The 23,388-nt window shown below is 72.2% G+C and carries 20 protein-coding genes; 7 read left to right on the forward strand and 13 right to left on the reverse strand.

The window, feature by feature from the left end; genetic code table 11:
* Nucleotides 1–10 precede the first annotated feature (10 nt).
* A complete protein-coding gene (locus ACFV9M_RS10645) occupies nt 11–478 on the forward strand; it encodes a DUF6299 family protein (RefSeq protein ID WP_385071318.1) in 468 nt (155 codons plus the stop codon).
* A 119-nt stretch (nt 479–597) separates the two neighbouring features.
* Here the strand turns inward: ACFV9M_RS10645 and ACFV9M_RS10650 are convergent, their stop codons facing one another.
* The 8 genes from ACFV9M_RS10650 to ACFV9M_RS10685 all read right to left on the reverse strand — a co-directional run bounded on the left by ACFV9M_RS10650 (nt 598) and on the right by ACFV9M_RS10685 (nt 11,896).
* Entirely contained in the window at nt 598–1,872 is a 1,275-nt protein-coding gene (locus ACFV9M_RS10650) for an ATP-grasp domain-containing protein (RefSeq protein ID WP_385071320.1), read from the reverse strand.
* Nucleotides 1,869–2,036 (reverse strand): hypothetical protein, encoded by a 168-nt coding sequence (locus ACFV9M_RS10655; RefSeq protein WP_385071323.1) that lies wholly within the window; start codon nt 2,034–2,036, stop codon nt 1,869–1,871. Before ACFV9M_RS10655 ends, ACFV9M_RS10650 begins: the two co-directional genes overlap by 4 nt.
* Nucleotides 2,037–2,107: 71 nt before the next feature.
* Nucleotides 2,108–3,946 carry a carbamoyltransferase gene (locus tag ACFV9M_RS10660; protein ID WP_385071325.1) on the reverse strand — a complete coding sequence of 613 codons (1,839 nt, stop codon included), beginning with the start codon at nt 3,944–3,946 and terminating at the stop codon, nt 2,108–2,110.
* 30 nt (nt 3,947–3,976) lie between these two features.
* Entirely contained in the window at nt 3,977–6,223 is a 2,247-nt protein-coding gene (locus ACFV9M_RS10665; RefSeq protein WP_385071328.1) for an iron-containing redox enzyme family protein, read from the reverse strand.
* A 126-nt stretch (nt 6,224–6,349) separates the two neighbouring features.
* A complete protein-coding gene (locus ACFV9M_RS10670; RefSeq protein WP_385071331.1) occupies nt 6,350–7,375 on the reverse strand; it encodes an SGNH/GDSL hydrolase family protein in 1,026 nt (341 codons plus the stop codon).
* A 239-nt stretch (nt 7,376–7,614) separates the two neighbouring features.
* The gene (locus ACFV9M_RS10675; protein WP_385071333.1) at nt 7,615–8,886 is read right to left on the reverse strand and encodes an MFS transporter; all 1,272 of its coding nucleotides are present in this window, start codon (nt 8,884–8,886) and stop codon (nt 7,615–7,617) included.
* Between the two features lie 192 nt (nt 8,887–9,078).
* Complete coding sequence (ahcY, locus tag ACFV9M_RS10680) at nt 9,079–10,350, reverse strand: adenosylhomocysteinase (protein ID WP_385071336.1); 1,272 nt, start codon at nt 10,348–10,350, stop codon at nt 9,079–9,081.
* Between the two features lie 97 nt (nt 10,351–10,447).
* Entirely contained in the window at nt 10,448–11,896 is a 1,449-nt protein-coding gene (locus ACFV9M_RS10685) for an MFS transporter (protein WP_385071339.1), read from the reverse strand.
* Nucleotides 11,897–12,390: 494 nt separating this feature from the next.
* Between ACFV9M_RS10685 and ACFV9M_RS10690 the strand changes: the two genes are divergently transcribed.
* From ACFV9M_RS10690 to ACFV9M_RS10710, 5 genes are read left to right on the forward strand one after another with little or no spacing between them, the layout of a single operon-like run.
* Nucleotides 12,391–13,167: a hypothetical protein gene (locus ACFV9M_RS10690; RefSeq protein WP_385071342.1), complete on the forward strand. Its 777-nt coding sequence runs from the start codon at nt 12,391–12,393 to the stop codon at nt 13,165–13,167.
* Nucleotides 13,164–14,414: an aminotransferase class V-fold PLP-dependent enzyme gene (locus ACFV9M_RS10695; protein ID WP_385071345.1), complete on the forward strand. Its 1,251-nt coding sequence runs from the start codon at nt 13,164–13,166 to the stop codon at nt 14,412–14,414. Before ACFV9M_RS10690 ends, ACFV9M_RS10695 begins: the two co-directional genes overlap by 4 nt.
* Nucleotides 14,415–14,446: 32 nt before the next feature.
* Nucleotides 14,447–15,316 carry a class I SAM-dependent methyltransferase gene (locus ACFV9M_RS10700; protein WP_385071348.1) on the forward strand — a complete coding sequence of 290 codons (870 nt, stop codon included), beginning with the start codon at nt 14,447–14,449 and terminating at the stop codon, nt 15,314–15,316.
* A 33-nt stretch (nt 15,317–15,349) separates the two neighbouring features.
* Nucleotides 15,350–16,468 (forward strand): trans-sulfuration enzyme family protein, encoded by a 1,119-nt coding sequence (locus ACFV9M_RS10705; protein WP_385071351.1) that lies wholly within the window; start codon nt 15,350–15,352, stop codon nt 16,466–16,468.
* A 22-nt stretch (nt 16,469–16,490) separates the two neighbouring features.
* Nucleotides 16,491–17,411, forward strand: coding sequence for a homocysteine S-methyltransferase family protein (locus tag ACFV9M_RS10710; protein WP_385071354.1), 921 nt, complete (start codon nt 16,491–16,493; stop codon nt 17,409–17,411).
* 27 nt (nt 17,412–17,438) lie between these two features.
* Here ACFV9M_RS10710 and ACFV9M_RS10715 read toward each other — a convergent pair whose 3' ends face one another.
* The 4 genes from ACFV9M_RS10715 to ACFV9M_RS10730 all read right to left on the reverse strand — a co-directional run bounded on the left by ACFV9M_RS10715 (nt 17,439) and on the right by ACFV9M_RS10730 (nt 20,179).
* Nucleotides 17,439–18,266: an HAD family hydrolase gene (locus ACFV9M_RS10715; protein WP_385078069.1), complete on the reverse strand. Its 828-nt coding sequence runs from the start codon at nt 18,264–18,266 to the stop codon at nt 17,439–17,441.
* A gap of 5 nt (nt 18,267–18,271) precedes the next feature.
* The gene (locus ACFV9M_RS10720) at nt 18,272–18,712 is read right to left on the reverse strand and encodes a hypothetical protein (protein ID WP_385078066.1); all 441 of its coding nucleotides are present in this window, start codon (nt 18,710–18,712) and stop codon (nt 18,272–18,274) included.
* A gap of 64 nt (nt 18,713–18,776) precedes the next feature.
* Entirely contained in the window at nt 18,777–19,484 is a 708-nt protein-coding gene (locus tag ACFV9M_RS10725; RefSeq protein ID WP_385078064.1) for an SDR family oxidoreductase, read from the reverse strand.
* Nucleotides 19,481–20,179 carry a phosphoribosylaminoimidazolesuccinocarboxamide synthase gene (locus ACFV9M_RS10730; protein ID WP_385078062.1) on the reverse strand — a complete coding sequence of 233 codons (699 nt, stop codon included), beginning with the start codon at nt 20,177–20,179 and terminating at the stop codon, nt 19,481–19,483. Before ACFV9M_RS10730 ends, ACFV9M_RS10725 begins: the two co-directional genes overlap by 4 nt.
* A 741-nt stretch (nt 20,180–20,920) precedes the next feature.
* Here ACFV9M_RS10730 and ACFV9M_RS10735 point away from each other — a divergent pair.
* The gene (locus ACFV9M_RS10735) at nt 20,921–22,261 is read left to right on the forward strand and encodes an APC family permease (RefSeq protein WP_385078059.1); all 1,341 of its coding nucleotides are present in this window, start codon (nt 20,921–20,923) and stop codon (nt 22,259–22,261) included.
* On the opposite strand, the gene ACFV9M_RS10740 is transcribed toward ACFV9M_RS10735, so the two are convergent.
* Entirely contained in the window at nt 22,180–22,962 is a 783-nt protein-coding gene (locus tag ACFV9M_RS10740) for a thioesterase II family protein (protein WP_385078056.1), read from the reverse strand. The genes ACFV9M_RS10735 and ACFV9M_RS10740 overlap by 82 nt on opposite strands.
* Between the last annotated feature and the right edge of the window lie 426 nt (nt 22,963–23,388).

Consider the following 23,388-nt stretch of genomic DNA (forward strand, 5'->3'; position numbering starts at 1 on the left):
AGGTCCTTCCATGTCGTTGCGCCCCGTCCTGACCGCGGCCGCCGGTGCCGCCCTGCTCCTGCTCGCCGCCCCGGCGGCACCCGCCGCCGCCGACGCCTCCGAGACGGTCACCGTCGACCCGACCGGCCGGATCGCCGAGGACGGCACCGTCACCCTCTCCGGCACCTACCGCTGCGTCGGCAACTCGGGCCCCGTCGTCGTCAGCACCTCCATCGGCCAGAGCACCTCGCCCACGCAGTACGGCATCGGCGGCACCCGGGCGGTGTGCGACGGCGCCGAGCACCGCTGGGTGAACACCGGCAAGGCCGCACCGGACGCCCTCACGCCCGGCGAGGCCCACGTCCAGGCCACCCTGATGGAGCTGCGGCCCCAGGGCTTCGTGCCCCTGCCCCACTTCCACGCGGCCGAGGACGAGGACATCACGCTGACCGGAGATGCCGAGCAGCAGGCAGCCGCCCCGGCGAAGGCGGCCCGGTAACAGGCGATCACGCCCCTCGAGGGCCGAACGGCCGGGCCGGCGCTCCACCGCGCCGTCCCGGCCGTCGCGTGCGCGGGCCCACTGCGCCGCCCCCGGCGACGGAAGCCACCCGCGCGGGGTCACTCCCGGTACGTGGGCGCCAGGTGGGCGAGTGCCGCGTCGGCGTCCGCCGCGGCCTGGCCGGCGGTTTCCGCGCAGGTCATCACGTGCCCCAGCCGCTCGTGGCTGTGGGACGGCCAGGTGGTCCGCTGCCCGGGGGTCGCCTTCACGCGGTGGGCGACGACCGAGGGGAAGTTCGCCAGGACGCCGGTGTCGGGAACGGAGTCCACCGTTCCCGACCGTCCGGCGATGAAGCGGATGGCGGCCCCCCGGGCCCGCGTGGGCGTGAGGTCGGGACGTCCGCCGCTGTGGGCGACGACCGACTGCCGCAGCAGCGGCACTCCCGTCCCGTGTTCGACCAGATCGGGGATGAAGTCCCCTCCCGTCCTCGCGTTGATCTCGATCAGCACGGGCCCGCGCGGCGTCAGCTTGGCCTCCACGTGAGCCGGACCGAAGTCGAAGCCGATGGCGTCCAGGGCCGCCACCGCCAGGTCCGCGGCCCGGGCCGCCCCCTCGCCCACGGACGAGGGGAAGGTGTGGCCCAGTTCGACGAAGTGCGGTGTGGGGCCCAGCAGTTTGTCGGTGACGCCCAGGACCGTCGTGGAGCCCCCGACGGTGAAGGTCTCCACGCTGACCTCGTGCCCGAACAGGCACTGCTCCAGCAGCGCGCCGGGGACGCGGGGCTGGCCCTTGGAGTTGGTCGGCCGTCCGGCGATGTCGGCGACCCGGGCGACGGCCTCCTCACGGGTGCGGCACAGGGCGACCCCGATGCTCGCCGACTCGTCGATCGGCTTCACGACACAGGGCAGGCCGGTCACGGCCAGCGCCGCGTCGACCTCCTCGGCGCCGCGGACGAAGCGGAACTCCGGGACCGGCACCCCGCGTTCGGCGCACCGCACACGGGTCTTCAGCTTGTCCCGGGCGATGTCCGCCGCGGTGGGGTCCAGCCCCGGCAGCCCCATGCGGTGCGCGGTGGCCGCCGCCGTGGGCACGTAGTACTCCATGACCGTCATCACGCCGGCCACCGGTGTCGCGGAGGCGAGCAGCGCCTTCTCGATCGCCTCCGGACTCTGCGTGTCGCAGTGCAGGATCTCGTCCGCGACCTCGCGGATCGTCCGGGCCGTGTCCGGGTCCACGGAGTAGCGGTCGAGGTCCGAGGTCACGAAGAGGGTGCGCAGCCCCAGGGAGCGGGCCAGCCGCAGCGCCTGCATGCCCGTGCCGGTGAGGTTGCTCTCGACGAACGCGAGGGCGCGGGCCGGACCCTCCGTCCCCGGACGGGCGTCGGACGTCGTCATCGGACGGCCGCCTTCCGGCCCGTGACACCACCGGTACTGGTGACCCAGTAGGTGCCGGCGCCCCGGTCCAGGCCGCGGGAGAGCGGGTCCCTGACCAGCCGGGCGAGCAGTCCGGCCGGGACGACCAGGACGTAGTAGACGATGGACAGCAGCAGGTTTCGCATCGAGGTCCTTCTCCGTGTGGTGCTGCGCCGCCGACGGCCCGTCGGACGGCGGTGGGGCCGGCTGGTGCCCCCTAGTCCAGGGGGATCGCTTCGCGCCAGTCCTCCGACTCGCGCCAGGCGGGCTGGTCCTTCTTCTCCAGCAGCAGGTCACCGAGGACCAGCACGTCGATGTTGCTGCGCATGAAGCAGGTGTAGGCGTCGCGGGGCGTGTTGACGATCGGCTCCCCGCGGAGGTTGAACGAGGTGTTCACCAGCACGGGGCAGCCGGTCCGCTCCTTGAACGCGGACAGCAGCCGGTAGTAGGCGGGGTTGTCCTGCTCGCCGACGGTCTGCACCCGCGCCGAGTGGTCGACGTGGGTCACCGCCGGGATCGTCGACCGCCGCACCTTGAGCAGGTCCAGGCCGGTGACGTCGTCGGCGGCCTCCTCGACCGCGAGGCGCTGGGACGGGGCCACCCCCGCGACCACCAGCATGTAGGGGCTCTCCTGGGGCAGGTCGAAGTACTCCTTCACGTCCTCGCGCAGGACGGACGGGGCGAACGGGCGGAAGGACTCCCGGAACTTGATCTTCAGGTTCATCGCCGACTGCATGTCGGCGTCCCGCGGGTCGCCGAGGATCGACCGGGCGCCCAGCGCCCTCGGGCCGAACTCCATCCGCCCCTGGAACCACCCGGTGATCGCGCCCTGCGCCAGTCGGTCGGCCACCACACCGGGGGTGTCCTTCGGATCGAGCTCCGTGTAGACGGCTCCCACGCCGTCCAGGAACTCCCGGACCTCCCGCGCGCCGTACGAGGGGCCGAGCAGGGAGCCCGACATGGCGTCGCGGCCGGTGCCGAGGTGGGGGCGTCCGGCTCCCCGTTCGAGCGCGACCGCGAGGGCCCCGCCGAGGGCACCGCCCGCGTCGCCGGCCGCCGGCTGGATCCAGACCTCGTCGAACACCCGCTCCTGGATGACCTTGCCGTTGGCGACGCAGTTCAGGGCGACGCCCCCGGCGAGGCAGAGCCGGCTCTCACCGGTCACGCGCCGCGCGGTGCGCGCCAGCCGCAGGACGACCTCCTCGGTCACGGCCTGGACGGAGGCGGCGAGGTCGAACTCCCGTTCGGTGAGTGCCGCCTCCGGCTGCCGGCGCGGCCCGCCGAACAACTCCTCGAAGGCCCGGCCGGTCATCACCTGGCCCGCCAGGTACGCGAAGTACCGCATGTCGAGCCGGAACGAGCCGTCGTCCTTGAGGTCGATGAGCCTCTCGCGGATCAGGCCGGCGTACCGCGGAGTGCCGTACGGCGCCAGCCCCATCAGCTTGTACTCACCGGAGTCGACCTTGAACCCGCAGAAGTAGGTGAAGGCGGAGTAGAGCAGCCCCAGGGAGTGCGGGAACCTGATCTCGGTCAGCGGCTCCAGGCTGGTGCCCCGCCCGTGCCACAGCGTCGTCGTGGCCCACTCGCCGACCCCGTCGACGCACAGGACGGCGGCGGACTCGTAGGGGCTCGGGAAGAAGGCCGACGCCGCGTGCGACTCGTGGTGCCGGCGGGCGACGACCGGCGGGACCCGGCCCGCCCCCAGTTCCGCCAGGCCGTCCCGCACCGTGCGCACCGTGGAGCGCTTCCAGGCCAGCCACTCGGGCAGCGACGTGCGGAAGGAGGCGGCGCCGTGCGGCACGGCGCCCAGGTACGTGGCGAGGACCCGCCGGAACTTCAGCGCCGGATCCTCGTAGTACGCGACGGCCGCCACGTCGTCGAGCCGGACCCCCGCCTCCTCCAGGCAGTAGCGGACCGCCCGCCCGGGGAAACCGGGGTCGTGCCGGGTGCGGCTGAAGCGTTCCTCCTGGGCCGCGGCGACCGGGACGCCGTCGGCGACGAGGGCGGCCGCACTGTCGTGGTAGTACGCCGAGATGCCCAGAATCAGATCGGCCATGTCACGTTCCCTTCCGCTCAACGCTTCCGCTCAACGCTTTCTGCTCTGCCACCGGGCCCGCCGGTCCGCCAGCCAGGCGTGCATGCCGGTGGGCGGGCTGAGGGACCGGTAGCCCTCCCGCACCCGGCGCCAGGCCGTCTCGCGGGCCTGGAGCCCGCTGCCCACCGCGGCCGAGGACATGAACGCGTCGATGGCGTCGGCCGCCCACGCGGAATGTCCCGTCGCGACGTTGTCGATGGTGTTGTGGATGTCGACGAACCGCGTGCTGAAGCCGTGCTCGCGCAGCGCCAGCCGGGCCCGCCGGTAACTGCCGCCCACGCCCGAGAGCTCCATGGCGAGGTTCAGCCCCAGCACCTCCGGCTGGAACGTCCGCGGGAAACGGCCGATGCTCAGCCAGAACACGGGCAGTTCGAAGGAGCCGTCCCGGAACCCAGGCCAGCGGGCGAACTCCGCCGAGCCGGTCGGTGGGAGGTCCACCCCCATGTCCGCGACCAGCTCCCGGTAGATGAGCGGGTGGTTCAGCCGCGTGTGGCCGTTGCCGAGCTCGTCCCAGTACGTCTCGAACAGCGAGTGGCCGATGTCCGAGGACGCCAGGTGGTAGTCGGTGAACCCCTGGAGCCAGGCACCGTCGATCATCGTCAGCGGGGCCAGCTGGAGCGTCGACTCGATCAACTGCTCCCGGGTCGGCAGCCCGGCGTCCGAGGTGCGCTCGAACTCCTCGGCGTGCCGGTCGTGCTGCCCCGACAGCCACGGCCGCAGCCCCTCGGCGGGCCAGGTGTCGGGCAGCGGCATGTCCTGCCGGGCCATCCGCACCCGTGCCCGGCCCAGCCACCCGTGGACGTACTCCAGGGCGTAGCGGCGCACGGCCGGGGTCTGGGCGCGCCGTTGCAGCAGGACGTAGGCCTCCCGCAGGTCCGCGGGGGCCCGGCCGTCCTCGGGCTCCTTCTCCAGGGCCGCGTGCACCGAGGCCCACGGGCGGACGGACGGCCCGTCCTGAGCCGCGGCCGCCCCGCTCGCCCGCCGCGCGGACGGGTCCTTGCCGGAGCCGCCGGAGCCGCCGGAGCCGTCGGAGCCGTCGGCGCCGTCGTCACCATGGGGGAGGGACGCGATCCAGCGGCGCAGGATCGCCAGGTCCTCCTCGGAGAAGACGCGGAACATCGCGCCGCGCTCGCCGACCAGACCGTTGACGAGGGGGCTGCGCTCCGGGCGGCCCGGGCGGATCAGTGAACTTCCGGCGAGCGCCGCGAGCAGCGGGTACGGGTCGTCGCGGGCCTCGTCGAGCCACTCGGCGAGCGGCCGGCCCTCCAGCTGGAAGGAGCGGTGGTAGACCGCGCCCTCACGGGCCCGCAGCCGGATGAGCTCGGCGGCCTGCCGGCGCGGGTCGAGGACGCCGGCCAGCTCGGCGCGCAGCGCCTCGTGCCACTGCCTGAGCGCCGTGAACGCCCACCGGGCCCCCGCCAGGACGCGGGCACGCGTCTGCGGCGGCGACTGCTCCACCAGGGCGTCGACCGCGGCCAGCGACGCCTTCAGCCCGCCCGCCGGCTCCTGCGGCCGGGGCGCGCCGGGGTGCAGCGCGTCCCAGTCGACGCCCGCGTCCACCAGGTCCTTGAGCGGCGCCATCGCGGGCAGCAGGCCGACCTGCCGGAGGCAGAGGTCCGCGCCGAGGATCTCGGCGCGGAAGTCCTCCGGCCGCCGGCTCATCAGGAGCAGGAGCGCCGGGACGACGAACGCGTCGTCCCGCACCCTCGCATCGAGCGCGGTACGGGCGGCCGGCACCGCGTTCTCCGCCACCCGCAGGCCCTGGAGGAGGGAGAGATGGGCGTGGCCCCTAGAGGCGCGCGGATGACCGACCCCGACGTCCGAGGCGTACAGGGTCAGCGCGTCCAGGGCCGCGGGGTCGTCCGCCTCGGCCATGCTGCTCAGCCACTGGAGCCACGCGCCGGACACCAGGTTCAACGGCGAGCAGTCGAGCGCCAGCCGCTGCGCCACGAGCTCACGGACGGCCTCCTGCCGGGCCCGGCCGGCCAGGTCCCGGAAGACCCGCGTCTCGTCGGCGGCCCAGGCCTCGGCCTCCCGGCACAGTGCCTCCAGGTCGGCGGGGGCGTGGTCGGACGGTACCGACCGGTCGATCGCGTCGCGGACGTCGGCCACCGGCACCCGGTCCGCGTGCGGGCTCTCCGGATCGCAGAACGCGGCGTACCACGTCCTGGCCCAGGAGGGGGGCCGCGCGGTGTCGCGGTCGGGTTTCCCCGTCGGCCGCAGGGCTGTCGAAGACATCGTTACCGGTCCTCCCTCCTAGAACATCGGATAAATGGAGGCGTCGTTGTTCCGCTTTCTGCGGCGGCGCCGGAAGAGAGCATCGACGATTTTGCGGATGAAACCCATGGAATTCCCCTTGTCAGGTCACCGGAGGGCGAGTTGTTCGGCGAGCAGGCCGGCCACGATGTCGTGACCCTCGTCGGTGAAATGAATACGGTCCACGAACACCCAGTCCTCGTCCTTGATCGCCGAACCGAGAACGGGGTTCAGGTCGAGGAAGGGAACGTTCAGTTTCTCGCAGCCGCCGCGGAGTTGATCGGCGTACCGCCGCCCCGCCTCGATCGTGCAGATGTCGCCGTACGCCTGGCTGAAATTGGCGATGCCGTCCAGCTCGTCGAAGAGCAGTCGCTCCTGGTGGGCCGGCCGCTCGCGCACCCACGGCGCGAGCGGCTGGAGGACGAAGGTGAGCCGGGCCCCGAGCCCCTGGGCGATCAGCCGCCAGTTGTCGAGGTGGCGCAGCGTCAGTTCGACCGCGAGGTCCAGCTGGCCGGAGAGGTCCGGAACGCTCAGCTCCGCCTCGGACCGCTGCGGTGCCCGGCGGGCCGACCACCGCGACTGCCCGGTCGCCCGGCGCTGCCGGGCCTGGAGCTCCTGCACCTGCTCGAAGTACTCGTGGCCGTTGAAGAAGGCGCCGCTGTCGCCCTGCATCCAGCGGGGCAGCCGGGCCAGGCCCAGGTTGTTGAACCCGGTGAACAGGACGATCTCCTCGATCTGCGGCACCAGATGGCGGTAGAGCGTGAAGAGCAGCAGCTCCTGGGCGGAGTTGAAGCTCCGGCCGCCGAAGTTCAGCCACGGCAGGGCGGGCGCGTGCCGGTCCCACAGCCGGGAGGCCAGGGTGTCCCCGTCCGAGGAGGCGCCGATCCCGAAGACGGTGGAGCTGCCGGCGATCAGCCGGACGGGCCCCTCGGGCACCCGTCCGCCGGCCGACGCCCGCTGTCCCTGCCCCTCGGACAGGCGGAAACCGAGCCGGTCGGTGTTCACCACCTCGGAGCGGTGGTCCGAGGCGTGGAAGTACATCAGGTAGGGCAGCCAGCGGATCTCACCGCGGTCGTCGAACTTCTCGGCGTACTGGAGCATCTGCGGCGTCAGTTCCGCGCGCTGAGAGGTCATGGACGAATCGCCTCCTTTCGGTCGATTCGGCCCGGCACCGGCGTGCCGGGCGGTGGAAGTCGGGACGTGCGGGCTTACGGCTTCGGGACGTGCGGTCGTACGGGTTCGGGACGTGCGGTCGTACGGGTTCGGGACGTGCGGTCGTACGGGTTCGTATGTGCGGTCGTACGGTCTCGGATGTGCGGTCGTACGGCTCCGAACAGTCGGGCGGCCGCGGGCGGCCGGGCGGCCGCGGACGTTCAGACGGCTTCGGAGGAGAGAGCGGCGGGCTTGCCCGCCGACAGGTCGGCGCCCGGCGCGTACCGTGCCCGGGTCGACTCCGCCCAGCGCACGACCGCCGGGGCGGCGAGGCCCGCCGCGAGGAACAGGGCGCCCATCACGTGCCAGCCCGGTTTCCCCCAGCCGATACAGAGCCAGGTCAGCAGCGCCGGGCCGAACGACTCGGCCAGTCCCATGCCGATGCCGAAGACGCCCAGGTACTGGCCGATGGCGTGCCGGGGCGCGAGCACGTTGGACACCTCGAAGCCTCCGGCCGCCTGCCACAGTTCGCCCACGCTGTGGACGACGACCGCGGCTCCCAGCAGGGCCACGGCGGCCCAGGCCGGGGATCCCGCCGCCCACGCGACGGCGGCGCACGCCGCGCAGAAGGCCCACCCCGACCGGCGCAGCGCCAGTGCGGCACGGCGGGGCGTGTCGACCCGGCGGCCGACGGCGACCTGCAACAGGATGATCATGGCCGTGTTCACCACGACGGCCGCCGAGACCGTCCAGCGCGGCGCGGAGGTGGCGCTCACCACCCACAGCGGCAGGGCGACGGTGAGCACGCGGTACTGGATGGAGAGGACTCCGTCCAGCAGCGACAGCGCGAGATAGGGCCGGTCGCGCAGGGCGGCCCACCGGCCGCGGCTCTGCTCGGGCGCCTCGACGGTCTCCGTGCGCGGGATCCGGAAGGCCGGCAGCATCGCCACCAGGAAGCAGGCGCAGTTCAGCAGGATCAGCCGGTGGTACGCCTGCGCGGTGTCCGCCTGCGCGGCCCAGCCGGCCGCCATCGCCCCGACGGCGATGCCCACGTTGGTGACGGACCTGATGTACGCGCGCAGTTCCTGCGGGCGGCCGTCGGCGATGTCGTTGATGATGGGGCCGCGGGCCACCAGGAGCGTGGCCTGGGCGACGGTCGCGAGGACGACGACGAGCAGCACGGACCAGTAGTCGTGGACGAGCAGGAACGCGCCGGTGGCGGTGGCGCTCACCAGGAGGCTGGCCATGAGGACGGCTCTCGGCCCGCGCCGGTCGGCGACGTGGCCTGCCGGGACGCCGAGGAACAGGGACACGAACCCCGCGATGCTGAAGGCGACCCCGATCTCCATGGCCGGTAAGCGGACCACGCGGATGAAATAGAGGACACCGGCGGTGAGGAATATCCCTTTCCCGGTGGAACTGGCCAGTGTGGCAAGGGCCAATGCGCGCTGCGCCCCCGAAGCAGGCAGAACTGCGGACCCCCGAATGCGCACAGCAAACCCCCGTTTGAACGCGTAACAACGAGGTTACTGACCTGTTATTGCCCGCGCAACGGGGATCTCGGCACCTGAGACGCCGCACGCCAGAACGGTTCCGATTTACATGGCTGGGGCAACGAACGGACCGGCAGGCGGAGTTCGCCTGCCGGCCCGTGGCCGTTCCGGATCCGACCGGACGGGAAACGATCAGGAACCGTACTCCCAGGAATTCATGTATTCGTTCTGGTCCTCGGTGAACGAGTCGATCGTCACGCCCATGCTGTCCAGCTTGAGCCGGGCGACGGACTTGTCGATCTCGGTGGGCACCTCGTGGACCTGCGGGGCCAGGGAGGCGTGGTTCGCCGTCAGCCACTCGGCCGTCAGCGCCTGGTCCGCGAAGGACATGTCCATCACCGAGGCGGGGTGGCCCTCGGCGGCGCCGAGGTTGACCAGCCGGCCCTCGGCGACCAGCAGCAGGCTGCGGCCGTCGGCGAGCACGTACTCGTCCGTCTGGTGCCGGATGCGGGAACGCTTCTCGACCGCCATGGCCTCCAGCGCCGCGACGTCCACCTCGACGTCGAAGTGGCCGGCGTTGGACAGGATCGCGCCGTCCTTCATCACCTCGAAGTGCTCCTTGCGCAGCACTCCCCGGTTGCTGGTGACGGTGACGAAGACATCGCCGATCCGGGCCGCCTCCGCCATCGGCAGCACCCGGTAGCCCTGCATCAGCGCGTCCAGCGCCTTGGTCGGGTCGACCTCGGTCACCACGACCTGGGCGCCCAGGCCCGCCGCGCGCTGGGCGACGCCCTGGCCGCAGTAACCGAAACCGGCGACGACGACCGTCTGCCCGGCGAACAGCAGGTTCGTGGCCCGCATGATCGCGTCCAGCGACGACTGGCCGGTGCCGTACCGGTTGTCGAACATGTGCTTGGTGTCGGTGTCGTTGACCGCCACCATCGGGAACTTCAGGGCACCGGAATCGGCCATCTGGCGCAGCCGGACGACGCCGGTGGTGGTCTCCTCGCAGCCGCCCTTGATGCTGTCGAGCAGCTCGGTGCGGGCGGTGTGGACCGTGTTGACCAGGTCGCAGCCGTCGTCGAAGACGAAGTCGGGGTCGACGTCCAGCGCGGAGTTGATGTGCCGGTAGTACCCGTCCCGGTCGATGCCGTTGACGGCGAAGACGGAGATGCCGTACTCGACCACGAGCGCCGCGACCGTGTCGTCCTGCGTGGACAGCGGGTTGCTGGCGCAGGCCGCGATCTCCGCGCCGCCGGCCTTCAGCGTGCGCAGCAGGACGGCCGTCTCCGTGGTCATGTGCATACACGCCGCGAACCGGACGCCTTCGAAGGGCTTTTCCTTGGCGAAGCGTTCTCGTACCTGGCGCAACACGGGCATGTTGCGCTCGGCCCACTCGATCCGGCGCACGCCCTGCGCGCTCAGAGACTTTTCCTTGACATCGTGCTGGGGCAGATCAGACATGGCGGGAGGCTAGCCTCGCTCTCCGGTAGGCAGGGTGGTTATCGGCCATGGCCGTCGACCGCCCGTGCGGGCGGTCGGGGTCGGGCCGGGATCGGTGTCAGGCCGTGGCTTCGGTACGCGCCACGGCCCGGTGCCCGGGCAGGGCGACGGCCACCAGCAGCGTGGTGACCAGGGCGACGACGGCGCCCGCGGTGAAGGCCGTCTGGAATCCGGCGGCCTGGTGATCGGGGGTGGGAGCCCCGAGCGACTCGGTGCGGGCGGTCGCCAGGCTCACCAGGATGGCGACGAAGGCGGCCGTACCGACCTGCTGGAAGGTGTTGAGCAGTCCGCCGGCGAGACCCTGGAGCCTCTCCGGCACCCCGGTGGTGGCCGCCATCATGGCGGTGGAGAAGAAGGCGGCGAAGCCCATCCCCATGAGGACCGTGCCGGGCAGCACGTCGCTCGCGTACCCGCTGTCCGCCTCGATCCGGGAGAGCAGGAACACCCCGCCGGTCACCAGGGCGCCGCCGACGACGCACACGCCCTTCGGTCCGAACCGGCCGGCCGACAGGGCGGACAGGGGCCCGGCCACGACGACGGACAGGCCGAGCGGCAGGAAGGCGAAACCCGTCTCCAGGGCCGAGCGGCCCTGGACCTGCTGGAGGAAGAGCGACAGCTGGAGGGCCGTGGTGCCCATGACGCCGGGGATCAGGAAGCTGGCGACGTTGGCGACGGTCAGGGAGCGGCTGCGGAAGATGCCGAGCGGTACCAGCGGGGCGGCCGACCGGGCCTCCACCACCACGAAGACGACGAGCAGGACGACGCCCACCGAGCAGCTGATCGCCGCGTGGGTGCCGTCGTCGGGCACCCGGCTCAGTCCGTTGATCAGGGCCACGAAGCCCGCGGCGGACAGCAGGACGCCCGGCAGGTCGTAGGTGCGCCCGCCCGGCGCGCCACCGGCCCCGGGCAGCACCTTGAACGCCGCGAGGAGAGCGGCGGCCGTCAGCGGCACGTTCACGAAGAACACCGCACGCCAGCCCGCGACTTCGGTCAGGACACCACCGAGCAGCACACCGATGGCGAAGCCGCTGGCGGACGCGGCGCTGAACCAGCCCAGGGCCCGGTTGCGCTCGCCCTCGTCGGGGAAGCCGGTGGTGATCAGGGAGAGCGCGGCCGGCGCGATCAGCGCGGCGCCGACGCCCTGCACGGCCCGCATGGCGATGAGCGGTTCCGGGGCCGTGGCCAGCCCCCCGACCAGGGAGGCCGCGCCGAACGCCGCCACGCCCACGACGAGCATCAGACGCCTGCCGAGCAGGTCCGACAGCCGGCCGCCGAGCAGCAGCAGACTGCCGAAGCCGAGGGCGTAGGCGCCGACCACCCACTGGGTCCCCACGGCACCGAGTCCGACGGAGGACTCCATGCTGGGCAGCGCCACATTCACGATCGAGAAGTCCAGCAGCAGCATCAGCTGCACACCGCAGAGCAGTACGAGCGCACCGGGCCGATTTCTCTGCGCCGCGACCTGGCTTCCAGTGCTCTCCCGATCGAGCGCTCCGGCTTCGGACATGCTGGAACACAGCCTTTCGACAAGGGGGATACGGTCCGGGCTCGGCGAGCTTAGCCGAACGATCCACAATGACATCCGGGCGACGATGTAAGGGACATCTGCTTTCGGACAATCCACGATCGGCGTGTGGCCTGCGACGCGAACCGCTGTCCGGATGTCAGCCGGGGATTTTCGGCCATCATCCCGGAATGGTCTCGGATGGTGGACGGCGAGACGCCTTGTCCGGAGCGAGGGTGCGGGGATACGTTCGAGACGCTGAAAGGGGGAACCACAGTGTCGCCCATAGAAACGACTCGATGTCGTAGAAACTCGTGCACGACGCCCGGCGTTCTGTTAAGCGCACCGCCGGCGGGCCGGTGCCCGCCGTCCTCGGCAACGTCCGATTCCCTCCCGTGTCTTCCCGTTCGCCTCGCAGCCGACCGACCGCCGTCTTCCAGAAAACGGCGAGTGCCCAGGTCCGGCAGGCGAGGGCGGGGAAGCGCGGGAGGGCTTGCATGAAGCTCGACCTGCAGCGGCTCTCCCGCCACTACGTCGTTTCCCGGTCGCTCGACAAAGACCCGAACTGGAATGCCTCCCTCCATATGGACGGTGTGGTCTGCCGGTCGATAGCCAATTGGTACGACCAGGCCCCGCTCACCTCCGGGACGAAGGAGGAGGCCCTTCAGTACCAAATGCTGAAGGAAGACACACTCGACCAGTTCGAGGTGTTACGGGAAAACGGCGTCACCATCGAACCGTGGCTCTCCGAGGGACAGCCCTACACTTCCTCCGCCACCCTGTCCGACCAATTGCACGCCGACCGGAAACTCTATGTGTTCCTCACGGCGAACGGACACGGGCAGAACGGGCAGGTGAACGGGACACAGGATGCCCAGCGTCCTGAGGACCACCCCATGCTCGAACCCTCGCCGGTTTCTTCCCGAGGGATCCGGCTTCTCTTCAACGACCTTTTCCGCGCCGTTCACGACGCGTTCGGTCACGCTGCGCGCGGGAATCGCTTCACCGCGCGCGGCGAGTTCATGGCGGCCTGGGACCACATGAAGATGTACCGCCCCGCCTGCCATCCCGTACTGCTGTCGGAGACCGTCGGGCAGATCTGCTGGTTCTACTTCGGCCCGCATCTGCGCCGGCCCGACGGGACCGTGCCCGGCCCCTCCGACCGCGACTGGGTACCGCCGTCCGAGCGGCCGTACTCCCCGCAGAAGACCGTCCCGATGCCGGACGAGCTGCTGTCCGCCTTCCGTTCTCTCTTCAAGCAGGTGAGCAGATGACTTCCGACGTCCGGGAACACTTCCCCATCCTGAACCAGCAGGTGGACGGCCACCCCCTGGCCTACCTCGACAACGCCGCCACCACCCAGAAGCCGCGCCAGGTCCTCGACGCCGTCGTGCGCTACTACTCCGAGTCGAACGCCAACGTCGGGCGCAGCGTGCACGCGATGAGCACGCGGGCGACGGACGCCTACGAGGCCGCGCGCGAGACCGTGCGCGCCTTCGTGAACGCGGCCGACGCGGCGGAGATCGCGTTCACCAAGGGCACCACGGAGTCGGTGAACCTGGTGGCCGAGGGCTACGCCGCCCAGGTCGTGGGCGCCGGCGACGAGATCGTCGTCAGCGGCATGGAGCACCACTCCAACCTCCTGCCCTGGCGCCGCCTGTGCGAGCGCAAGGGCGCCGTGCTGCGCGTGGTCCCCACCGACGCCGACGGAGAGCTCTCCGCCGAGGCGTTCGTCGAGCACCTCACCGACCGCACCCGGTTCGCCGCGGTGGCGCACGTGTCCAACGTGCAGGGCACGGTCAACCCCGTCGAGGAGATCGCCGCGGCGACCCGGTCCCGCGGCATCCCGCTGCTGGTCGACGGCGCCCAGGCGGTCGCCCACCGGCCGGTCGACGTGCAGGCGCTGGGGGCCGACTTCTACTGCTTCTCCGGCCACAAGATGTACGCGCCCATGGGCATCGGCGTGCTCTACGGGCGGGCCGAGCTGCTGGAGCGCATGGACGCGCTGCTGGTCGGCGGCGGCATGGTCAAGCAGGTCACCGTCGCGGGGCCGCTCGCCGTCGCCAAGGCGCCCACCCTCTTCGAGGGCGGCACGCCGAACATCGCCGGGGCGGTCGGGCTCGCCGCGGCGGTCGACTACCTCTCCGCCCTGGGCCTGGACCGGGTCCGGGAGCACGACACGGAGCTGACCGCACGCGCCGCCGCCGGGCTGCGCGCCCTGGACGGCGTCCGCGTGTTCGGGGCCCAGCAGCCCTCCGGCGGTCTGGTCTCGTTCGGCGTCGACGGCCTGCACCCCTACGACGTGGGCAACCACCTGAGCGCCCACGGGATCATGGTGCGCACCGGGGTGCACTGCGCCATGCCCTTCGTCGACAGCCTCGGCGTGGTCGGCACCGTGCGGGCCTCGTTCGCGGTCTACAGCACGACCGAGGAGGTGGACCGGCTCGTCGAGACGGTCGCCACCGCCGAGAAGGGCTTCTGGACCAACGAACACCCCGACGAGCGCTTCCTCGACCTCTGAACGGCGCGGCACGCGAAAGGACGGTCCACCCCTTGACGGACAACCAGAACGCCGCGTCTGCCTTCAAGGCGCAGCAGGAACGCAACTGGCACGAACTCAGCTCCGGCTGGGACAGGTGGTACGAGCTCTTCGAGCGGGGCGCCGACCCGGTGACCCGCATCCTCCTCGAAGGGTCGCGGCTGCGGCCCGGCGGCTCGGTACTGGACATCGGCAGCGGCACCGGCCAGCCGGCCCTCGCCGCCGCCGCGCGGGTGCCCGAGGGACGGGTGGTCGGTGTGGACCAGGCCGAGGGCATGCTGGCCGTGGCCCGGCGCCGGGCGGTCGAGCAGGAGCTCACCAACGTCCGGTTCCTCCGGCAGGACGCCGAGGAACTGGAGCTTCAGGAGGGCGAGTTCGACGCGGTGGTCAGCCGCTGGAGCCTGATGTTCCTCCCGGACGCCGACCGCGTCCTGCACACCGCCTTCCGCGCGCTGAGCCCCGGCGGCACCTTCACGGCCGCCGTCTGGGGCACCCCGCCCCAGGTCCCGATGCTCAGCCTGGCCTTCGGGATCACCGCGGCCCGGCTCGGCCTGCCGGCCCCGCCGCCGGGCGCCCCCGGGCCGTTCAGCATGGCGGACGCCGAGGCGCTGTGCGCGCGGTTCACCAAGGCGGGCTTCCAGGACGTCAGCCACCAGGAATGCCGGATCGTCTTCACCCCGCGCGACGTGGAGGAGTTCGTGGACTTCTCCTGGGACCTGCTGCCGGGCTGGCTCCGGGCCAAGCTGGCGGAGACCTTCGGCGACGAGCGCGACCAGCGGACCGTCCAGGCCGTCGCCACGGCGGCCAGGGACTTCGAGACGGACGGCGGGGGCCTCGCGGTCCCCTGCGTCGCTCACTGCGTACGGGCCGTCAAGCCCGCCTGAGCCGGACCGTTTCGACCTCCAAGGAGACCCCTCATGGAATTCGACACCAAGCTGGTCCAGGTCGGCCAGGAACCCCATCCCGGCACCGGCGACATCGTGCCGCCCATCCACCTGGCCTCCACCTTCGAGCAGCGGGCCCAGCAGGACCTGCGCTACTTCTACGGCCGCGGCGAGAACCCGACCCGGGAGGCACTGGAGCGCTGCCTCGCCTCGCTGGAGGACGCCTCGTACGCCCTGGCGTTCTCCTCCGGCCAGGCGGCCGGCACCACCGCCCTCAGCCTGCTCTCGCCCGGCCAGAAGCTGATCTCCTCCGACGACGTGTACGGCGGCACCTTCTCGCTGTTCGACCTGCTGCCCCGCTACGGGATCACGGTGGAGTACGTCGATCTGACCGACCTCGACGCCCTCGACGCGGCCCTGACCGACGACACCGGTCTGATCTGGGTCGAGACGCCGACGAACCCGCTGCTGAAGGTCGCCGACGTGAGCGCCATCAGCGAACGGGCCCACGCCGCCGGCGTGCCCGTCCTGGTCGACAACACCTTCGCCAGCCCGGTCGTGCAGCGGCCGCTGGCGCTGGGCGCCGACATCTCGCTCTACAGCACCACCAAGTTCATCTCCGGCCACTCCGACGTCATCGGCGGTGCCCTCGTCTACAACAGGGAGGACTTCCACACCTCGTTCTTCCGGTACCGCACCTCGGCCGGGAACGTGCCCGGGGCGCTGGACTGCTACCTGCTGCACCGCGGTGTCAAGACGATGTCGCTGCGCGTCCGGCGGCAGAACGAGTCGGCCGAGCACCTGGTGGAGCTGCTGAGCGGCTCGCCGAAGACCGGCGCGCTGCACTACCCGGGGCTGGCCGCGCACCCCCAGCACGACATCGCCGCACGGCAGATGGACGGCTTCGGGTCGATCATCTCCTTCGAGTACCTGGGCGACGTGCAGGAACTCCTGGAGAAGGTCGAGCGGTTCGCCGTGGCCGTCAGCCTCGGCGGCGTGCGGTCCCTGATCGAGTGCCCGGCGCTGATGACCCACCGGCCCATCCCGGCGGAGACCCGCAGGCGGCTGGGCATCGGCGACAACCTGGTCCGGCTGGCGGTCGGCATCGAGGACGTACGGGACCTCGCCGCGGACCTGGAACGGGCGCTGTGATCCGGCGGGCGCGGGAGGCACGGTGAACCCGGCGGCCGGGGCGGCCCGGCCGTCCCCCGGCTCGCCGGTGCTCGTCGACGGCGCCAAGGGGACCGAACTGCAACGGCTCGGGATCAGCGTCACCGAGCCGTGGTGGACCAGCGCCGCCCTGCTGGACCTGGAGGGACAGCGGCAACTGGCCGACATCCACCGGCAGTACGCCGCCGCCGGCGCCGACCTGGCCACCGCGATCACCTTCCGCACCAACCGGCGCACCCTGCTGCGCGCCGGGGCCGACGAGCACGCGGCCGAGGTCCTGGTCCGCCGGGCCGTGGCGCTGGCCCGCGGCTCGGTCCGGCCGGACCCCGACGGGCGCTCCCCGGTGCTCGCCGCGTCGGTGATCCCGGTGGAGGACTGCTACCGGCCGTCGCTGGTGCCGCCCGACGGCGAACTGCGCGAGGAGCACGCCTGGATGGTGCGCCAGCTCGCCGCGGAGGGCGTCGATCTGGTGCTGGCGGAGACCATGAACACCGTGCGCGAGGCCGTGGCCGTCGTCGACGGCTGCGTCCGCGAGGGACTGCCCGTGTGGGTGAGTTTCGTCTGCGGTCCGGACGGCGCCCTGCTGTCCGGCGAGTCGGTGACGGACGCGGCGCGGGCGGTCGCGGCGGCGGGCGCGGCCCTGGTCTGCGTCAACTGCACCACCTTGGAGGACACCGACCGGGTGCTCGCCCGGTGGTCGCACGACTGCCCGGTCCCCTTCGGGGCCTATCCCAACCTGGAGGACCGCTCGGGCATCGCGGACTGGACACCGGTGGACCGGTACGTCCCCGTCCGGCACGAGCCCGAGGAGTTCGCGGACCTCATGGCCGACAGGACCGCCCGGTACGGCCTGTCCCTGGTCGGCGGCTGCTGCGGCAGCACGCCCGACCACATCGCGGCGCTGCGCAAGCGCCTGTCCGGCTGAAACCCCGGCCGTCCGCCCGGCCCGCGCTCACGGGGCCGGGCGGGCGGCCGGGGCGGGCAGGCCGGCGCAGACGGCCTCGATGAGCCGCGCCACGCCCTCCTCCTCGTTGCCGGGCAGGACGACGTCGGCGGCGGCCAGCACCTCCGGGTGGGCGTTCGCGACGGCCGCGGCGAGCCCCGCGGCCCGCAGCATCGGCAGGTCGTTGGGCATGTCGCCGACGGCCGCGGTGGCCGTGACCGGTACGCCGTAGTGGGCGGCCAGCCGGCGCAGCGAGGTGCCCTTGTCGACGCCGCGCGGCGAGATCTCCACGAAGTGCGGTGTCGAACGGGTGGCCTCCACCGCGTCGCCCGCCCGCACGAGCAGGTCCCCGAGCGGTGCCGCCGGCAGCCCGGCGTGCACGGCGAGGATCTTGACCGGCGGATCGTCCGCCGACAGGGCCGCGGCGGCGTCCGGCACCGCCGTGTGCGTCCAGCAGTCGGGCACCAGCGCGGCGAACCCCGGCTCCAGCCAGAGCCCCCGCACGGTGTCCACGCCCAGCACCACACCGGGGACCCGGGCCCGTAGGCGCGCCAGCAGCCGCGCGGCGTCCCCGGCGGTGAAGCCGCGCCGCTCCAGCACCCGGCCGGTGGACGCCTCGACGGTCACCGCCCCGTTGCTGCACACGACGAGACCGAGGAACCCGTGGTCGTGGACCGCGCCGAGCGCGTCCCGCAGGGGCCTGCCCGTCACGTAGGCCACGGGCAGGCCCCTGCGGTCCGCTTCCGCCAGGGCGGCGCGGGTGGCCGGGCCGACGGTCCCCGCCGCGTCGAGCAGCGTGCCGTCCAGGTCGGTGCAGACCAGCCGTACCCCGGCCACGCCGTTCACCGCGGTGCCCCCGCGCCGCGGTCGGCCGTTCCGCTGACCGGGACCCACAGCCGGACGCGCAGCGGCAGGTCGCCGGTGAGCCAGATCTCCACCCGGCCCTCGCGGACCAGCCGGTTCCGGTCGGGCCCGCCGCCCAGCGGCATCCACACCCAGTCGCTGTCGGGATCGAGCAGCCAGCGGATCACGCCCCGGGCGCCCGGGTCCCCGTCGTGGGCGCGCCGGGCCCGGGGCACCACCCGCGCCATGATCTCGGGGACGTCGAGGAGGTCGACGGTGGTGGGCTGCGCGTGGTCGTCGAGCCAGATCCAGACGCGGGAGTGGAAGGTGACCGTGGCCCGCTGGGCGTGCGGTGTCAGGCCGTCCGCCCGGATGGTCAGGACGCCGATGCCGGCGTCCCAGTCGACGGACGGGCGGGTGGTGGTGCCGGGCTCGCTCATGGTCTCCTCCGCGTTCGTACGGCCTGCGGTTCGGACGGCCTCCGCTCTCGCGCGGCCTGCGGGTTCATACGGCCTGCAGACGGTCCAGGCCGGTGACGGGTACCTCCTCGGGCAGCCGGGCCGGGCGCAGTTCGACCTCACCGACGACCGTGTCGGCGGGGGCCTCCAGCACCCACCGGACCGTGGCGGCCACCGAGGAGGTGGCCATCTTCAGCGGTGAGGTGTCGCCGGGCAGGTTCGCGATGGCGCCCGGGCTGACGAGCGTGGTGCCCACTCCGTTGCCGCGCTCCTCCAGCAGCAGCACCTCGGTGATGGCCTTGAGCGCGGCCTTGGTGGCGCAGTAGGCGGCCCCGCCCTCGAAGAACCGGGTCCCCGCGTGCGAACCCATCAGGACGATCCGGCCGCCGCGGGCGCGCAGATACGGCAGCGCGGCCTGGACCAGCGCGATCACCGAGGTGAGGTTGACGTCGACGGCCTCCTGCCAGCGCTCCAGGGGCAGCGTGGCCAGGTCGCCCAGGGCGCGCTCCACGCCGTTGGCGACGACGGCGTCGAGACCGCCGGCCCGGTCGGCCGCCTGCCGGACGGCCGGGCCGACGTCCCGCGGCCGGCGCAGGTCGCAGTGGACGTTCTCCACCCCGGGCAGGTCGGCCGGTGTCCGGCCCAGACCCCACACCCGCCAGCCGGCCGCCCGGAGTTCCTCGGCGACCGCTCTGCCGGTGCCCCGGTTGGCGCCGGTCACCAGCACCGTGCGGCCGCCGCCGGCCGCCGTCATCCCCGGACCCGGCGGACCAGGTCGGTCCAGGTCGAGATGATCGTCGCCGGGTCGGCGCCCTGCCGGAAGAGGTCCTTGTCCAGGGGGTTGCCGACGTCGTCGCGCAGCCGCATGCAGTCCGGGGAGATCTCGGAGTTGATGACCGGCCGGCCCTCGCCGTCGAGGCCGATCACCAGGCAGAAGTCCCACAGGTCCAGCGGGGCCAGCCAGGAGCGCAGCAGGGCGTTGCACTCCAGGGCGACCTCGCGGAACGCCTCGACGTCGGTGCCGGCCGCCCTCAGGTAGTCCTCGCCGATCGGCTGGTCCTCGGGGTCGATGCGGTAGTCGAACTTCACCACCGGCGGGTTGAAACGGTGGCCCTCCGGAAAGAGCCCGGGGTACTTACGGGTCGTCGACCCGGTGGCAAGGTTCTTCACAATCACTTCGAAGGGCGGGGCCGGGACATAGGAAGCGCGGTAGGAGATATCACCGAGCCGTTCCCGGAAAACCGTGCGCACTCCCTTCTCGGCGAGTCTGGCGGCGGCCAGTTCGTAGAAGTCGAGCCGGAGCCGCGCGGTCTGCGGGATCATCTCGTCACGGTCGTAGGTGTAGCTGCGCAGACTCGGAACGAGTTCGATGTCGCAGGTTCCGTCGTCATTGAGCCACAGTCGCTTGCTGCGGCCCTCGATGTCGGGCTGCCGGTCGATTCCTGCCATTGTCTTGTCCTCCCCTACTCGATGGCCCCGTGCGCGGGGGCCGGACGATGGAATGGAGCGGAGCACGGCACGCGGAGGGAACGGGGCTCTCGCAGCCGCCGCCCTCGGCCGGGAAGTCGGAGGAAACGCTCTGCGCACGAGGCGCGGACCCGCGCACCGCACTCAGTCCCCGGCGCGGTCGCGGTACATGCCCTTGGAGGCTGGAGAGACCTTACCTCCCGCCGGATCGCCGGAAACATCGTCGACTTCTCGGTCTCAGAATTCGGAATACCTCATCCGCCGCGGTCCGGGCGGAACAGGTCGGAAGCATTGATTCCATGCCGCCGCTTTGGTTTGACATCGCCCGGTTTGGGTGCCGTTCGGCCGCACTTCGGAAAGGTGGCCGAATTCCGTCGGTCGGCAGCCGGGAAACGGCGGTGGACGGCGGGAGGTGGCGGAAGGCGGCGGGAAGCCGCAAGGGGGCGGAGAGGCCGGGGGAAAACGGGACGGTCAAATGACCGGCGGTGCACGGACGGGGCCGAATCTTGTTCGCACGCGAGCGCGGATTCCGCGGGTGTGCCGAACATTCGTACGGCATCCGTGTGGGCGGCCACGGCCGCTGCCTAGACTTTCCACGGATGATCAGCGGGGGCCCGGGCCCTGTCGTCGAAGTCCCGCCTGCCCGACGACAGGACCTCGTCCTGCCGTGTCTCGAACGCCGGCGGGCAGTGCCGTGATCGTCGGCGCGGAAGGGGAACGTTCATGCACGGGGGCCGCCTCGGACTGGGGCAGGGAACAGCTCTGTACATCGGCGCCGTCCTGGGGCCGGGAGTGCTGGCACTGCCGGCGCTGGCGGCCGCCGCGGCGGGGCCCGCCTCGATGGTCTCCTGGGCCGTCCTGCTGCTGCTCAGCATCCCCGTCGCGGTGACGTTCGCCGCGCTCGGCGCGCGCTACCCCGACGGCGGCGGCGTCGCCAACTTCGTCGCCCGCGCCTTCGGCCCCCGGGCCGCCGCCTGCGTGGGCTGGCTGTTCTACGCGGCCGTGCCGGCCGGTGTGCTGGCCGGCGCCATGGCGGGCGGCAACTACGTCGCCGAGGTGCTGGGCCTGTCGCACCGCGCCGGATACGGGGCGGCCGCGGTGATCCTCGCGGTGGCCGTCGCCGCCAACTACGCCGGACTCCAGGTGTCCGGACGGCTCCAGCTGGTCCTCGTAGGCCTGCTGGTGCTGCTCCTCGCGTGCGCCACCGTCTTCGCAGTTCCGCACGTCACGGCCGCTCACTTCACCCCGTTCATGCCCGAGGGGTGGCTGTCGATCGGCTCGGCCGCCCTGGTGCTGTTCTACGCCTTCAGCGGGTGGGAGGCGGCCAGCCACCTGTCCGCGGAGTTCGCGCACCCCCGCCGGCATCTGCCGAGGGCCACCGCGATCACCCTGACCATCGTCGGCGTCCTCTACCTCGGCCTGTCCTTCGTCACCATCGGCGCGCTCGGGGAGCAGGCGCGCAGCTCCGACGTCCCGCTGATGCTGCTGCTCGAGCGCGGCGTCGGGGCCGGTGCGCGCGGACTGACCGCGGCCGCGGCCATCTGCCTGAGCCTGGGCGCGGTCAACACCTTCCTCGCGGGCGCCGCCCGGCTGGGAGCGGCGCTGGGCCGCGACGGCGCGCTGCCCCGTCTGCTGGCCAAGGGCGGGGGAGCGGGCCAGGTCCCGCGCCGCAGCCTCACCGTGCAGGCGGTGCTCACCGGCGCCCTCACGCTCGTCGCCGCGCTGCTGGCCGTTCCGCTGGACCCGCTGATGCGGGTCACCTCGGCGTTCCTGGCCGCCGTCACCGCCGCCGGGATGGCCGCCTCACTGCGGCTGCTGCCGCGCGGCACCCCCCTGTGGTACGCCGCCTGCGCCGCCGTCGTCTTCACGCTGGTCGTGATGGCGTTCAGCGGATGGCTGCTGGTACTGCCGCTCGCGGTCGCCGGCTGCGCGGCGCTGTACTGGCGGCGCCGGCACGGGCCCGGCGCCGGCCGCCTTGCCGCTCAGGCCGAGGAGCCGGCCGCGGTCGACGCCGCCGCGGTGACGAGCTCGCCCAGCGCGGCCCCCGGCTCCGGCCGCTCGTAGAGGTAGAAGTGGCCGCCGGGGAAACCCCGGTGGACGGGCGGCACGACACAGCTCTCGTCCCAGCGCAGCCGCTCCTCCTCGGGCAGCGTGGCGTCGTCCGTGCCGTACCAGACCTGGTGCGGCACGTCCGTCGGGCCGGGCCCGGGGAGCGTGTAGGTGTCCGCCAGGTGCAGGTCGTACCCCATCAGGGTGACGGTCGCGTCGACGAAGTCCGGGTCCTCGAGCAGCTCCGGCTGCACACCGCCGAAAGCGTGCAGGTCCGCCAGGAGTGACGCGCGGCTGCGGACGACGAACGGCTTGTCCGGCATCGGCGCCGTCTCGGCGGTGGACGCGGCCGAACGCGAGGCCGAGACGATCACCGTGTGCACCAGGTGCCGCCGGTCGTCCGGGAGCAGAGCGGCGACGTTGTGCGCGAACAGCGCGCCCAGACTGTGGCCGATGACGACGACGGGGCGGTCCACGATCTCCACCACGTCGGCGGCGAATCGCGCACAGGCCTCCGCGTAATCGGCCGCCGGTGTCCCGTCCGCGTCGCCCGTCCGCCCGGTGAGTTCAAAAACGAACGTCTCGCACAGTTTCGGAAGACTCCGGGCGAGCGGCAGGAACGACAGCGCGGACCCGCCCCCGTGATGAAAAGCGAGCAGGCGGACCGGGGCATTCCGTTCCCCTGTCCTGAGATAACTCTTCTCGACTGCCGGCATGCAGCGCTCCTTCCCCGGGACGATCAGGACTCTGCCATCTTTTCCGGCGGGTGTGTCAAGTGATTCAAAGAAATCCCGCGCCGTTTCCCGAAGGCGCCGGCCCGCCAGAGTGACCGAATATGTACGCCGTGCGTAGCGGAATGTTTCATGCCGCACGGCGCCCGTTCGGCGAAACCGCCACCCTGGCGGAAAACTTACTGTGCGGCGCCTGAACTGCGGGATGCCGCATGCGACCGGCCTCACATTCGGGAGATTGTCTTCGGTCGATCCCGGGCCGGCCGCTGTTCTTGAAGAGCCGTCGACCGGAGTGTGAACATGGCTTTGCAGTCAGGGGATCCGATGGACCACCGCAAGGGCGTGGGGTAGCCTCGAAGTGACCGATTCCCGAGAGATCACTCTCCGTGTGTGCCGCACATCTCCCAACGG

Source organism: Streptomyces sp. NPDC059895 (assembly GCF_042731035.1).
GTDB lineage: Bacteria > Actinomycetota > Actinomycetes > Streptomycetales > Streptomycetaceae > Streptomyces.

Excerpts from the sequence above, each read along its gene's own strand:
- ACFV9M_RS10670 (WP_385071331.1), bottom strand. The coding sequence starts at position 7,375 with ATGACCTCTCAGCGCGCGGAACTGACGCCGCAGATGCTCCAGTACGCC.
- ACFV9M_RS10730 (WP_385078062.1), bottom strand. The coding sequence starts at position 20,179 with ATGGCAGGAATCGACCGGCAGCCCGACATCGAGGGCCGCAGCAAGCGA.
- ACFV9M_RS10695 (WP_385071345.1), top strand. The coding sequence starts at position 13,164 with ATGACTTCCGACGTCCGGGAACACTTCCCCATCCTGAACCAGCAGGTG.
- ACFV9M_RS10650 (WP_385071320.1), bottom strand. The coding sequence starts at position 1,872 with ATGACGACGTCCGACGCCCGTCCGGGGACGGAGGGTCCGGCCCGCGCC.
- ACFV9M_RS10735 (WP_385078059.1), top strand. The coding sequence starts at position 20,921 with ATGCACGGGGGCCGCCTCGGACTGGGGCAGGGAACAGCTCTGTACATC.
- ACFV9M_RS10655 (WP_385071323.1), bottom strand. The coding sequence starts at position 2,036 with ATGCGAAACCTGCTGCTGTCCATCGTCTACTACGTCCTGGTCGTCCCG.
- ACFV9M_RS10660 (WP_385071325.1), bottom strand. The coding sequence starts at position 3,946 with ATGGCCGATCTGATTCTGGGCATCTCGGCGTACTACCACGACAGTGCG.
- ACFV9M_RS10725 (WP_385078064.1), bottom strand. The coding sequence starts at position 19,484 with ATGACGGCGGCCGGCGGCGGCCGCACGGTGCTGGTGACCGGCGCCAAC.
- ACFV9M_RS10720 (WP_385078066.1), bottom strand. The coding sequence starts at position 18,712 with ATGAGCGAGCCCGGCACCACCACCCGCCCGTCCGTCGACTGGGACGCC.
- ACFV9M_RS10705 (WP_385071351.1), top strand. The coding sequence starts at position 15,350 with ATGGAATTCGACACCAAGCTGGTCCAGGTCGGCCAGGAACCCCATCCC.
- ACFV9M_RS10690 (WP_385071342.1), top strand. The coding sequence starts at position 12,391 with ATGAAGCTCGACCTGCAGCGGCTCTCCCGCCACTACGTCGTTTCCCGG.
- ACFV9M_RS10665 (WP_385071328.1), bottom strand. The coding sequence starts at position 6,223 with ATGTCTTCGACAGCCCTGCGGCCGACGGGGAAACCCGACCGCGACACC.
- ahcY (WP_385071336.1), bottom strand. The coding sequence starts at position 10,350 with ATGTCTGATCTGCCCCAGCACGATGTCAAGGAAAAGTCTCTGAGCGCG.
- ACFV9M_RS10645 (WP_385071318.1), top strand. The coding sequence starts at position 11 with ATGTCGTTGCGCCCCGTCCTGACCGCGGCCGCCGGTGCCGCCCTGCTC.
- ACFV9M_RS10685 (WP_385071339.1), bottom strand. The coding sequence starts at position 11,896 with ATGTCCGAAGCCGGAGCGCTCGATCGGGAGAGCACTGGAAGCCAGGTC.
- ACFV9M_RS10740 (WP_385078056.1), bottom strand. The coding sequence starts at position 22,962 with ATGCCGGCAGTCGAGAAGAGTTATCTCAGGACAGGGGAACGGAATGCC.